The organism is Bacteroides sp. M10 (assembly GCF_014334015.1).
GTDB classification, from domain to species: Bacteria; Bacteroidota; Bacteroidia; order Bacteroidales; family Bacteroidaceae; genus Bacteroides; species Bacteroides intestinigallinarum.
Genome location: NZ_CP060488.1, coordinates 5,719,837 through 5,733,456, shown reverse-complemented (window position 1 = coordinate 5,733,456; position 13,620 = coordinate 5,719,837). Strand labels below are relative to the sequence as shown.

13 protein-coding genes are annotated in these 13,620 nt (G+C 34.6%); 9 read left to right on the top strand and 4 right to left on the bottom strand.

The genetic code is table 11. The features are described from left to right. Positions 1–2: 2 nt before the first annotated feature. The 9 genes from H8796_RS21255 (at position 3) to H8796_RS21215 (ending at position 9,815) form a co-directional block, all read left to right on the top strand. Positions 3–986 (top strand): glycosyltransferase family 2 protein, encoded by a 984-nt coding sequence (locus H8796_RS21255; protein WP_117934899.1) that lies wholly within the window; start codon positions 3–5, stop codon positions 984–986. 234 nt (positions 987–1,220) lie between these two features. Then, the gene (locus H8796_RS21250; RefSeq protein ID WP_117935025.1) at positions 1,221–2,117 is read left to right on the top strand and encodes a glycosyltransferase family 2 protein; all 897 of its coding nucleotides are present in this window, start codon (positions 1,221–1,223) and stop codon (positions 2,115–2,117) included. Continuing rightward, positions 2,114–3,118 carry a glycosyltransferase family 10 domain-containing protein gene (locus tag H8796_RS21245; RefSeq protein ID WP_117934898.1) on the top strand — a complete coding sequence of 335 codons (1,005 nt, stop codon included), beginning with the start codon at positions 2,114–2,116 and terminating at the stop codon, positions 3,116–3,118. Before H8796_RS21250 ends, H8796_RS21245 begins: the two co-directional genes overlap by 4 nt. Before the next feature lie 213 nt (positions 3,119–3,331). After that, positions 3,332–4,642: a lipopolysaccharide biosynthesis protein gene (locus H8796_RS21240; protein WP_158570822.1), complete on the top strand. Its 1,311-nt coding sequence runs from the start codon at positions 3,332–3,334 to the stop codon at positions 4,640–4,642. 121 nt (positions 4,643–4,763) lie between these two features. Continuing rightward, entirely contained in the window at positions 4,764–5,648 is an 885-nt protein-coding gene (locus tag H8796_RS21235) for a hypothetical protein (protein ID WP_117934894.1), read from the top strand. 3 nt (positions 5,649–5,651) lie between these two features. Further along, complete coding sequence (locus H8796_RS21230) at positions 5,652–6,884, top strand: O-antigen ligase family protein (protein WP_117934892.1); 1,233 nt, start codon at positions 5,652–5,654, stop codon at positions 6,882–6,884. A gap of 4 nt (positions 6,885–6,888) precedes the next feature. Beyond that, a complete protein-coding gene (locus H8796_RS21225; protein ID WP_117934890.1) occupies positions 6,889–7,998 on the top strand; it encodes a glycosyltransferase family 4 protein in 1,110 nt (369 codons plus the stop codon). 439 nt (positions 7,999–8,437) lie between these two features. Next, positions 8,438–9,169, top strand: coding sequence for a WecB/TagA/CpsF family glycosyltransferase (locus H8796_RS21220; protein ID WP_117934888.1), 732 nt, complete (start codon positions 8,438–8,440; stop codon positions 9,167–9,169). Positions 9,170–9,581: 412 nt separating this feature from the next. Then, complete coding sequence (locus H8796_RS21215) at positions 9,582–9,815, top strand: DUF4248 domain-containing protein (protein WP_004296628.1); 234 nt, start codon at positions 9,582–9,584, stop codon at positions 9,813–9,815. A gap of 64 nt (positions 9,816–9,879) precedes the next feature. Here H8796_RS21215 and H8796_RS21210 read toward each other — a convergent pair whose 3' ends face one another. The 4 genes from H8796_RS21210 to H8796_RS21195 all read right to left on the bottom strand — a co-directional run bounded on the left by H8796_RS21210 (position 9,880) and on the right by H8796_RS21195 (position 13,577). Further along, positions 9,880–10,323 (bottom strand): N-acetylmuramoyl-L-alanine amidase, encoded by a 444-nt coding sequence (locus H8796_RS21210; RefSeq protein WP_009000065.1) that lies wholly within the window; start codon positions 10,321–10,323, stop codon positions 9,880–9,882. A gap of 16 nt (positions 10,324–10,339) precedes the next feature. Then, complete coding sequence (locus H8796_RS21205) at positions 10,340–10,438, bottom strand: smalltalk protein (RefSeq protein WP_004303901.1); 99 nt, start codon at positions 10,436–10,438, stop codon at positions 10,340–10,342. Positions 10,439–10,508: 70 nt separating this feature from the next. After that, entirely contained in the window at positions 10,509–10,997 is a 489-nt protein-coding gene (locus H8796_RS21200) for an HU family DNA-binding protein (protein WP_117934886.1), read from the bottom strand. A 255-nt stretch (positions 10,998–11,252) separates the two neighbouring features. Continuing rightward, complete coding sequence (locus H8796_RS21195) at positions 11,253–13,577, bottom strand: DUF3987 domain-containing protein (RefSeq protein ID WP_117934884.1); 2,325 nt, start codon at positions 13,575–13,577, stop codon at positions 11,253–11,255. Positions 13,578–13,620: the final 43 nt, after the last annotated feature.

Here is a 13,620-nt window from a genome sequence, read left to right as displayed (position 1 = left end):
ACATGTATGATAAACTAATTTCAATAGTACTTCCTACGTTTAATAGGAAAGAATACTTAAAATTGACTCTAGACTGTTTTCTTGATCAAGTAAATCGTAACGCGAATGATATTAGTTTCTGTGTATGTAATAATGCTTCAACGGATGGAACTGACTCCTTTTTGGAGAAATATAACCTTAAAAATAAAAATGTCGGTTTTGTTAATTTTGCAGAACATGTTGATGTCGGATATAGTATATCCAGAGCAAATGATTTAGCAAATGGCAAGTATATTTTGATGTGGGGAGATGATGACATTCCTGCCCCTTATCTATTAGATGTTTTATTAAAGATAGTAAAAGAGTATTCAGATGTGGGATTAGTTCATTATAATCGATTGGTCGGTTATGATGATAATATTGATTGTATTAATAAACTATTGGTAAATGATAGAAATACCAGTTGTTCGATTGAATTCTTTAATACAATCAATGATTTTTTAGTAGAACATGCCCTTGATATAACTTTTCTATCTTCATTTATATTTAAGAATGATCTTTGGAAACGTAATCGAGGAAAGGTAATAACTTCTTCTCATTTTGGTTACGAGTTTTTGGGTAAAATATTACATGGTTTTATGTTTGATAAAATATGCTATATACCATACCCTCTATGTATCCAACGAAAACCTTATAATCGTCCATGGATGAGTAGATCTCCCTATTATCGATTTATTGGGATACCTAATATGTATGCGGATTTTGAGAAGTGGGGATTGATAAAATCAGCGCGAGAGCTTTGGAGTTCTCAGGGGAATAGAAATAGGGAGTTTTTCTCTATCATGTCTCAAACATCTATATTTAAAAGTGAATATCGTCCTATATACAAAGATATGTTGAAAAGTCAATCTACTATTGGTAGAAAGCTATGGACGCTAATATTTATATTTTTATTTCCTAGTTGGATATATAAGTTTGTCCGAAAACGAGTGTTTAGTAATTCTTAAATTAACAGTTGTAAGCGTTTAATTTCGATGTCTTGTTATTTCACTAATTAATGAAGGCCTATTTAACTGTTTATATAAAAGGATGTACCAATTAAAAAATGATGCTTACTATGTTTGAGGAAATAATTAGCAATATTTGCTTGTATTAAGTGCGTAAATATTTGATAATGAGTGAACTCTGAATGGGTGACGTACAAATTGGACGTATATTGAATTAATAAAAAAATGATTGGAATGAGTAAAGATGTTTGCGTGTATATTCTAACACACAATAGACCAAATGAGGTGTTACGATCTTTAAATTCAGTTAGACGACAAAATTATCCGAATTTGAAGATAGTTATATCAGATAATTCGGATAATGAAGATACATTAAGTCTGTTGAAAAATATCATAAATAGTGATGCAAGGATAAGCTATATCAGAAGGGGAGAGGAATGTTCATCAGGTTTAGTTGCTCATTTTAATTATATATTAGCAACTAATACTAGTGAATATTTTATGTTATTTCATGATGATGATGAGATGTTACCTAATATGGTAAGTGCATTATATGAATATTTATTCACTCATGATGAAATCAGTGCAGTAGGTTGTAGTGGATATTTAAATATTAATGGGAAGAATACAAAGAAGAAAATGTTTGTTTCCAAAAATATAAAAAAAATGGAAAATAGCGGAAGTGTTGTAAGACAATATGCTATTGGTAATATCGCTCCTTTCCCTTCTTTTATGTATAGAAGATCCAAAATTATTGGGGCTAAAATGGATTGGCTCAAAGGAGGGAAATATTGTGATTGCTCCTTTATTTCTGCTATTGCAAATAAAGGAGGAGTAGTATACCTACCTCAATGTTATATGTATTATTTTATATCTCCAAGTCAAGATAGTCAACATCATGAGTTTATTCAATACTTGTCTTTAATTAAATTTTTTTCAACTCAAGTAGAAGATCAAAGCTTGTTATTAGACATGCGAATTTTTAATATTTATAATTATTTGCGTGATTTACAATTGAAGACTGGGGATGTCCCATATAAAAGGAAAGCACTCTTTCTATTTTATAAATATTCTTTATTCAATTATTTTCCTAAATATATTTTACGTTTGTTGAAGTTTTACACAAAATGATAAAGGTTTATATTCCTGCTCCTTTTAATATTCCACTACAAAGACAATTTCCAAATCCTGCTAAAACTGTATGGGGGAATTGTGAATTTGTTTTCTCCGAAGTAGATGACTATGACTATATTGTCGTAATTGATAGCTTAAAAGAAGAAATTGAAACGACTCTTTCTAAAACTCAAAGAATAATTTTTCTAGGGGAGCCTCCTTATGTGAAAAAATATAATAGTAAATTTTTGGAGCAGTTTGGAAGAGTGTATGGCTGTCATCAAAAGAAAATAGCTGATGGTTCAGTGAAACTATCCATTCCATTATTGCCATGGATGGTTGGATGTCATTTGCGTGAAAATACACATCAGTGTAGTAGCAACGAATATCTAACCTATCTTGATTTTCGGAAAAATGAGAATTTGCATTCTCGTTTAAATAAGATTTGCTTAATAACTTCTAATAAGACATTTACAAAAGGGCATCGAAATAGGGTACGTTTTGTGGAACGGGTTTTGAAAGAGTATCCAGATTTAGTAGATGTATATGGGAATGGGTACAAATCAATATCTGACAAATGGGATGTTCTTTCACGTTATAAATATTCTATCGTGATAGAGAATTGTTCTTATCCTAATTATTGGACGGAAAAATTAGCAGACTGTTTCTTAGCTGGATGTTATCCTATTTATTATGGGTGCACAAATATAAATGAATATTTTTCAAATGACTCAATGGATACTATTGATATAAACAATTTTGAAGTAGCTATTCATCAACTAAAAACAGTTCTTTTGTCTTCAAAATATGAAGATTCTGTAAATTCAATCATTGAGTCAAGAAATTTAGTTCTGAATAAATATAATATGTTTTGTATTATATCGAATATAGTAGAGAGTATAGAACAATATTCTTTTTGTAAAAAAGAATATTGTAATGAGATAATTTCTCCTATGCAGTATTCGATAAAAGATAAAATCATTCAGATAATAGCTTGGCAATTTAATATTGTGCTATAAATTGGTTAATAATAGAGAGTTATTGTGTTTTTTTAATAGCTTGAAGTCCTACTGTTGTGTAAAATATAGTTGTAGGTTTTATGTGTGAATACACTGATTACGGGAATCTATTTTGAGTTTTATTGAATTAATTAAGATTATTCAAATCTTTTTTAGTGTAAAAAGGTAGGTGAATTTAGCAATTTGCGTTCGAATAGGATGCTTGCATATTTTATGTATAGTAGATATAATATTTTGTTTAAAGGTGTCTCTTGGGTAGTGGCATCTTCCATTATTGGTAGCGTTTTACAGTTTTTGCTTATTTTTGTCTTGTTGAATTTTTATAGGCAAGAGGAATATGGACTTTGGGCAAGTGTAACATCTATTGCTGCTGTTATTGTAACAGGCGATTTTGGTGTTGTTAATGTTCTGAGAAATATAATAAGTCGAGAAATCCTGAATGGCTCCAAAGGTCTCGCCACTTCTAAACAGTATTTCTACTCGGCTTTGATTTTTTTTATGTGTTTGGCCATCTTTTTGTCGATTATTTTATTATCAATATCAAGTTATATTCCATTTGAACATTTATTTAAAACGGATAATGAGTATTTAAGGCAACAAGGAAGATCAATATTTTTAATAATACAGTTTATTTTTCTTTTTAACATACCATTTGGTATGGGAATCCCTTTGTTTTTTTCATTTGGGGAGTCAAAACTTTATTCTATAGTGAATTCGGTGAAGTCAATTGTTGCATTTATGATGGTTTTATGTTTGTCTGTTAATAAAATTCATATTACATATGTTGCTGTTGCTTATTTTACATCTAATTTATTGATTTCATTATTGGGTACACTTTACTTTGTTTATAAGCGAAGATGGTTTGCTTATTCTTTTAATTGTAGGGATTGTTATCATAAGATAAAAGAAATGTTAACCATAGGTGTTAAATTTTTGAGTGTACAGCTTTTTAGTAGCTTTCTACAGAATGTATTAACAATTTATGCAGGCTCTATGGTAGGTTTGGGGGTAGCAGCTAATATAAATGTTGTGCAGAAAATTTTTTCATTTTTTGGTGGTATATATCAGAGTGCATTTAATCCATTATGGAGTGAACTTGCTTCTGCTTTTCAAAAGCATAATTATGATTGGTGTTGGAGTTTGTTGAAAAAGTCTGTATGTATAACAATTACTTTCTTTTCTTGTGTTGTAATTCTAGTTTCTATTTTAGGAGATTTCTTTATGGAATTTATTGCTGGGAATGAGTTTAAGTCAAATGTGGCTATGTTTGTGTTAGTCGGAATCTTGTTTTCAATAAGAATTGTTTTTGATAATGTTTCATTATTACAAAATGCAACCAATAAGTTGAATGCAATTGTTTATGGATATTCTATTATGTTTGTTTATGTTCTTATAGTAATACCGTGGGTCGTTCAACAGTATGGGATTGAATTAATGATATTAAATCTAATATTTATGTGGGGATTATTTATTGTTTGGGTGTATTGGGATTTAAGGAAAATAATCAATAATAGAAGAATATAGAAGATATTCGCTAAATGAAGGTTGTGGCATGTAAGTATTTGTTGTTTTTTACCGGGCGGTTAGTCTATACTAAATATTTATGTGTTTTTATAGGAAAATATTAAACTAAAGTGGTTCTTTTATGAGTAAAATTATTCTATGCTGCCCATTTTATAATGAAAACTTAGTGGCAGATATAAATATCGCAGAGGCAAGTAAGTGGGTTGATGAAATTCATATAACTGAATTTGATAAATCATTCAAATATACAAGTCATGACTATATGTTTCAAAATGATTGTGAGAAAGTTCATTATCATCAAATGGATGCTTTAAAGTTATATAAAAAGCCACGTAAATATATTCCTCATTTTTTTGTTCACCCAATTAGTCGGTGGATGAATAATATGGTAAGAGATACAGCTTGGTATAATGAGGGCGTATCGCGTAATTATTCGCTCTGGAATAGTAATTATAAGGATGATGATATACTAATATTATCAGACATAGATGAGATAATAGATAGTAAATATGCTGATGAGATAATTGATGCGGTTAATCATTATGGTGTAATCACTATAAAAATACATTTCACGATGTTTTATTTTAATTTGTTTTGTTCCAATTGGAGTGGGCCTACTCATTATTCCTACCGAATTTTTATAGTAAAAGGAAAATATTTAAGAGAGAACTTTTATAATGATTCCGATTATCTAAGAAAAATGGGAGAACAGTCTAAACTATTAAATAAGATGAAGTGCTTGGAAGGGATAAAAGGATATCATCATTCATGGTTAGGAGATGAGGCCTTTGTTGTGAATAAACTGAAATCTTATGCACATGCTTTAGACTGTCATTCAAAAGAAATTTTTAATGATCAAGGTGAAATTGATATTGATGTTATAAAAAATAATATGAGATTGGGTAAATCTATTTTTCCCAATATCTTATTAAATGTAAATAATGAAATGGAATTACTACCTTCTGTTGAAAAGTTGAAAAAAGATGCTCCTGAGTTTTTTTTATAGCATATGTTGGTTCTTAAATTAAAAAAAGTATTTCCCTTTCTATTGTTATCTTTCCCTGTAGTTATTGATATAATTAATGGCTATCTGAGAGGTACGAATGGTACGGGTGAGAGTTCTATAGGTATTCTTTATCGTGGAATGATTATTCTATTTTCAGCTATCTATCTATTTCGTACTAAATATTCCAATAATATTAAAATTTTAATATTATCAAGTATTGCTTTATTAATATACCATATTCTCATAGGTGCTTATTCCAATGCTGTTTTCATGGCAATAGTGAAAATAATGAACTTCTATTTTGTTTTAAGTATCATACTCAAAAATCGTTATTTTCATGATCGTGGGATAGTTGTAAAGGCTGCGATTTTATATGGAGTATTGGCAGCTATTATTTTAGTTTATTGTTTTATAACAGGTGCGGGCTATGCTGCTTATACAGAAAACACTTTTGGCACAAAAGGTTTTTTTGTAGCAATGAATGATGTTGGATTAACTATACTTTTACTAAATATTTTAGCATGCTATTCATTCCAAAAAACGGGAGATGTACTTTACTTTATTGCATTAATAATAATGTCTATTGGCTCTTGCTTAGTGGGTAGCATAACTTGCTATTTGGGAACCGCTTTTATACTACTTTTTTTTGCTTTAAGTATCTTACTTGTTAAATTTGAGGATTATAAAAGCTCATATAAAATAAAATTGATAACTTTGCTTGGGGTCTTAGTTATATCCAATTATGTACTAGTTAATGTCATATCGGTTATTCAAGAAGATTCTTACCTCTCAAGGAAATATGAAGATATTGGTGCAATCTTTTTGGAGGCTTCAGGGAGAAGATATTTGATAGATGCATCGATTAAAACGATTACTAACTTTAATGTTTTTGATTGGTGCTTTGGTAGAGGTAATTTTTATTTAATAGAAAACCAACACCAGCTATATTTGGGAGAACCGAAAGCTGCTGAAGTTGATCCTTTAGATTTAATAGGCCAATTTGGACTTTTTTTTTCTATCCCCGTTTTACTGCTTCCTATAAAAAAGTTGATTGCATGTATGCAGAATTTTATTAAGTGCCATAATATACTAGATTATTGGTGCATAATAGCTTTTCTTTGTTTTATAGGTCATGCCTTTTATGGTGGGCATGCGTATACGAGCCCTTTAGTTCTTTCGTATTTAGCTGTTTTTATTTATGTATTAGATAGCAGAGATGTGAATAAATATATTTAATTCTATGAATATTCTTTTTTTTGTAGAAAGCGGACTTGGTAATTCGGCTTTATTAATAGATCAATTAATTGCATTGCACAAACAACATAAGAAAGTATGTGCTATATTAAGTACAAAGGAACAGGAGCCTGGTTTGATTGAGAAAATTAATTCTTTATTGATTCCTAATTATATATTGCCAGGTTTAGTAGAACACCAATCTTTTAAGAAGAATGCAATTCAACTTAAACAGATTATTGAAGAGCAATCTATAGACGTTGTACACATTCAAACAAATTGGGAACTGGCACTTATTATGTATGTGAAGTATGTTTTATGTGTGCGTAGAAAGTTTAAAATGATATATACGATCCATGCATATAGGAATAATGAGAGATTTAAATCCTGTATAGCTCGATTTCTCTTGACTTTTCTCTTAACTTTTTTTGTGGATAAAGTTATATGCATGTGCACATCATTGAAAAATAGTTTTCATTGGTTGTCTTATAAAATTTCAATAATACCTTTAGGAATTGATGAGAATTTCTTTGTGGGTTCTTATCAACCGTTACTTATGGATAGTTTGAGATTAATATATCCGGCCCAATTTCGGATAGGGAAAAATCAGGATACAGTAATAAGAGCATTTGCAGAATACCGAAACATTACTCATGATATGAAATCTATATTGATTTTACCTGGAAGTGGTGAACTATTACAAAAGATGAAAAATTTATGTAAGGATTTAGATTGCGATCAACAGGTCTTATTCCCTGGATATTGTTCAAAAAAGGAGATACTAACATATTATAGGAAGAGTAACACGGCTGTTATAGCAAGCAGTAGTGAAACATTCGGGCAATGTATTGCAGAACCATTTGTCTTAGGGCTTAATATTATAACGACGAGGGTAGGTGTTGCTTTAGATATTATTCAAAATAAAGACGGTGGCTTTTATTTTAAAACACAAAAGGAGTTAACGTCAATATTGCTTGAGTTATCCAAAAAACCTATACTAATTCAGAAAAATGGCGAAAGAAACTTTCGAATGCGAGATAAGTTTAGATGGTCCATTATAACTAAAGAATATTTGAAGATTATAAACCAAATGATAGTGGTAGATAATGAAAAATAGAGTTTTTCCCTCCTATGCACGACCATAGAGGAAGATGTATCCCCAAAGGTAAACTTATAGATTCTTCTTTTGACTGCTATTATATAAATCTAGCAACAGCTGGTGAATTGTCTGATATAGGCAGGTTAGTATGAATAAGTTCCTGAAATATATATGTGTATAAGCCACCTATTATCTCAACAGGTGAAGTAGGAATACTAGATCTTGTGAGAAATGGAGTGATCTGATTTGTGAAAAGAAAAATTTTGTTTCATTAGCTGATATTGCATAGTTAAATTATTAGCTGATGTGGAATTAAGAGCTACATTGGGAGATACAGGTTATAAAAAATCTATAGTGAATTTACTCGACAGTGCTTTGAGCATCGAATGGTCGAAATTTTGTCTCAGAATCTTTCTCATATATAATTAATATTATAGAGATAAAGCTGCAATATACAATGTTCTTGAATTTGAAAAACTTACCTTTGGTAGAAAACCGTCAAGGGTTAACCTTTTTGCCATCTGGTAAACTGCTGATTAATACTATCAATGCTCATTCTTATAACACCGCACAGCAAGACTTGCTCTTTGCCGAAGCCTTGCGACAAGGTGATGTATTAATTCCAGATGGTGCAAGTATTGTCAAAGCTTGTCGTTGGTTAAATGCGAAATCTAAGCCGAAAGAACGCATTGCTGGTTGGGATTTATTCATGTTTGAGATGGAAAAACTAAACCATAGCGGTGGAAAGTGTTTTTTTATGGGTAGTAGCGAAAAGGTATTATCAATGATAAAGCAACGGAGTAAAGGGGATTTTCCTAATATTGAAGTAGAAACTTATTCTCCTCCTTATAAATCAGAATTTAATGAAGAGGAAAATAATGCAATTATAACTGCTATCAATGAAGCTAACCCTGATTTGCTATGGATAGGTATGACTGCTCCAAAACAAGAGAAATGGATATATACTCATTGGAATGAATTACAGATTCATTGCCATTGTGGTACGATTGGTGCTGTTTTTGATTTTTATGCCGGAACTGTAAAACGTGCTCCTATGTGGTGGCAGCGGAACTCGCTGGAGTGGTGTTATCGGTTATTGAAAGAACCACGTAGAATGTGGAAAAGATATATCATAGGCAACTTGTTATTTATGTGGAATATGTGTAAAGAGTGTAAACATTCATTGTAAAATTAATAACTCTAATGATTATTGCATCAGTATGTTATTGGAATTTTATAGAAATTTTCACAGAGCTAGTTGTGCTAATAATTAGATGTTTGTATATAAAATAAAATGTTGAGATGTAATAAACACGTGAGTGTTTCGTATGTGAGATGAAAAAAATGTAGGTCCCTAGCTTCATGCTGTAACGGCATGATTCTCCTACATTGTGGATTGGAAATCGTACGACGGTACATTTCTGATCTACGCCCTGACATCGGAGGTTAAAGCCGATGTGAATTTCCCACTATATCAACTGTCTGTGAAGATCGTTGATATTTTTTTACTTTCATTATACTGGATAATAATATCCGTTTTCTTTGTTTATATGTTGAAATATTTGTAACTTTATAGCATAGAAAACAGTAATAAAGAAACGATGGAACATTCAGACTTTGTAGTGAAATGTTATAATAAACAAGAGTTAGCCCAGATGTATTTTCCTGATTTGACGATTCGTGCTTCGGTTAATAAGCTCCGGAGGTGGATGCGGAGGTGCAAGCCGCTGATGAATGAAATACTATCTACTGACTTTCATCCGAAAACAAAGGCATTTTCTGTGAGAGAAGTACGGCTTATTACCTATTACTTGGGAAAGCCGGGAGAACTATAAGTGATATAAACATAAAAAAGAACTACGGGAGACTGCACTTTCGCCAGCTCCCGTAGTTCTTTTTTTATATATCCATATACTCCTTTCGACTGTCAAAGCATGGGCAAGCCTTGTGAATCGAAGCACTAAGCTGATAATGTCCCAGGATTTGTGCATCCGGATACTGATGTTTGAGAATCGTCAACAAGTCAAGTAGCGCAAAGCGCTGCGCCTGTGTTCTCGTATCCGCCGGACGACCTTCTTCATCCAAACCACCTTCATAGCAAATTCCAATACTATGCCGGTTGAAACCTCGCACATGCGCGCCCGGCTCCGATACCGGGCGACAATGATGAAGTTCTCCATTACGGGTGATGTAAAAATGATACCCTATATCTTTGAAACCTCGTTGCAGATGACATTGTCGAAGCTGCTCTACGGTGAAGGAAACATTGCAGCGCGTCGCGCTGCAATGAATCACCAACAACTTAATCTCACGTGGGAGATAGCTTTCTTCTGAATTTTCCATATCGGCCAGCAGGAGATTAATGTCCCACGCAGGACGTTACACCGATAGCCGAAATGATCGAAGTCGCGATAGTCACGATAAACTGGAGAATGTTTTTCCAAAGTTGCTTTTTCATATAAATTTAAATTAAAGAATAAATACTACTGATACATCATAAACTCAATAACCAAGCCGTAACTGACGAATTAAGCTGCCGGGTCCGGAGCTTCCCCGCTGCCGGAACCTCCCTGATTATCATCACCGCCATCATCAGGAAGCGGATCTTTATCCGAATCAGTGGAAGAATCACTCTTATACAATGTATAATCCAACGTCTTACACAATTTGCGGAGATCACTACCCGGATAAAAGAGCACTTTGCCCTTATTGATGCACGATGCCTTGAATTCCTTTGCCGTATCGGTAGGAGTACCGGTCTTGATACTCATACGGAAATTACCCAGGTCACCCATCTGGACGATATTTCCTTCATCCAGTACATTGACGATTTCGAGCAAAAACTCACCGATACAACCTTCCAGTTCCCCTTTGGAGTAAGAAGAACGTTCAGTGATACGTTTGCAAACTTCCTTGACCGTCACTTTACGACCACTACGCGCCACTGCATAAAACTTCGGAGTTTCATTAGGTTTCAACAGGTTCTTACGAGCCATGAGAGTGTAATTCTGTGCCATAACTTTTAATTTTAAATCATTAATTTTTAATTGTTTAATTGCCTTGTAATCGATTACATGACAAAAGTACTACATCGGGAAAGCGGCATGACGCATAATGACGCACACAGGCGCACAGATAAAAAGAAAAACATCGGGAGATTTGTATCGAAACTTCCCAATGTTTGATTTCAATCAATGAGATGTTTTTTTCAAATCTCCCGATGTTTTTCCGGACTCTTCAAAAGGACAAAAGGACAAAAAGGACAGATGTGACTATTGCTCATTCATCTTGGTGTAAGAACCATGGGATATCTTATTGATTTTTACTCCATTAAGCGATTTTAGCAGACGTGTTACCTTACGATGGTTGAAATCATATTTTGCGCCAATCTGAATTGCTTCATCTGTCGTGAAACTGTCGGGCAACTCTTGAACAAAATTACGAATAGTGTCCGGATTCTTCAGTGGACGGACCGAAGGAGACGGCATGGATGAGTGCAACAACCGGCTATGCTCGTAACAACATAGAACGATTTGAAGAGAACGTTCAAAATCAGCGTCCGTGCAATAAATCTCGGGAGAAAGATCGGTTGCTTCAAATTGCCGGATACGGGTCTGGATCATGCTGATGCGCATCACCAGAAAAGCATAGCGTTTCACTACGGCTTGGAGGTCATCGTTGCCTTCCAATGCCACCTCGGACAGCATACGTGAGAAGATATCATTCAGACGGTTCCATTGCAGGCGGTTGAAATGAAAAAGAACCGGATGAGCCAGGCAGAAGTTATATAATTCAGAGACACGATGCGCAATCGGTTTGAAAGAATCTTCCAGCGAGATGCAGTCATCGCCCATCTCTTTCCAGTGCGGAGCCTCTCGGAAAGTGTAAATCAGGGTGCGGCTGGGCAATCCGTTTTCGTAGCTGCTCAATAGGCCGTCTATTTGTCCGGGAGTACCCGTCAGCAGCAAAGCCAATTTGGGATGGCGTATATAGATTGGAATGAGGCCGTTGGCCTTGTAGGAAGACTCTATATTTTCGTGCTCAAAAGCCTTGCGGAGCATATCATCGAAATTGCCACAATCCAGATGATTGGCTGTGGATAGCGTTTGTGCTTCCGTGTCGAAAATGATGCTTCCCTGTGGACCGTTGTCCTGCATCTGCATTTGCATGCGGGTATAACTGGTGGTGGCAGGAATGAATAACATCTTGAAAGGAGGCCTTTGCGGTTCTTCGGAGCATGCATCTCCTTTCTTTTTCTGTTTTTGACATTCTGATTGCCAGCTGCTATGTACAGTCTGGTAGTTTTTCATCATGGATTCACTGGTGGCAAGAATTTCTGAATGTATTTCCTCCAACAGGTATCGTCCGGTTTGGGCGATGCTTTTACCACTGGCGGCAGGTGAAAGTATGACACTGAATATATGCGTGGAGTATTTCTTATGATTATAGATTCCGAAAGTCTGCGGAAGTGCTGCGCTCAAGGCTGTGAGATCGGAAAGGAGAGCGACATCTTGTTCGCGTTCGCTTCCGTCTTCAATGATACAGTCATTCAGTAAATCGGGAAGATTATTGTACAAACTTCGAGGAAATAAAGGAGTTCCCTTCCGGAATTCCTCTCCCAACCAATAGGCTTCATCGTCGGCATCGGAATTTTCTGTAGTACCATAAGGTCTTTTTGTCCTTATGTCCTTTTGAAAGGAGGGCTCATTGGCTGGGGTGGAAGTGAATGCATGTTCATTAACTTGTTTGTATCCAGACGATAAAACACTTGTTAGCTCTTCGGAACGAAAATCCGTGTGTTCGAAAAATGCGGTAAGTTCGCGTAATATGCTTTCCTGGGGATAGTGCCGGCGGCAGGCTTCACAGGCAAGTTTGAAGACGTTGGAATGGCGTTGACCGGCTGTTAGCGGATGAAAGAAAATATAGGACGAAATAAATTGAGAGATTTCTTCTTCAGATACATTTTCCGGAGGATTATTTTGAAGAGGAAAGGGAGGGAGTACTTCATTTTCAGAAAAAGATTTTGCTTCTTTCACAGGCGGTTCCAGAACAAATGCCTGATAGAGACTGGCAATATAACCGTTGGGGGAATAGCTGAAATAACAGAGGCGGCTTTCATCTTTACATGCCGGATCGCTTTCCAATCCGAGCAACTGGTTGTAATAACGGCTCACCAGTTGTTGCCCCTCACGATGGCGGCCTCCGATACCTTCCACATAGGCGAAGACTTTCACACCGTCGGTCGGACTTTCTATTGCTGCCACCGTATGAGGATCTGCCGCACACCGTTGAATGACTTCCAGACGATTGGCTACATGGTCGTAATCAAGCCCGACAATATGGCTGGGGAGCAGAAAATATTTGATGGCATGCGCTCCGTCAAATGTGCCTGCCGGAGTGAAGCAGGGGAGTTGAGTCTTCAATTTCTGTGCGGCGGCATGGTCGCCTTCCGCATGATATCGGCGGATAGAGTTGATGATCGTTGCATAAACAGGATGAATACACATGATGATGACCTCAAGGAAAGACATGACTTTAGGCTTTTTGGAATACACGTTTTCGTAAACCGATACTTTGATTTCTTCTAAAACTTTCATATAAAATTGTTTTTGTAAGGTTGTGCTACCTGATTATCAGATA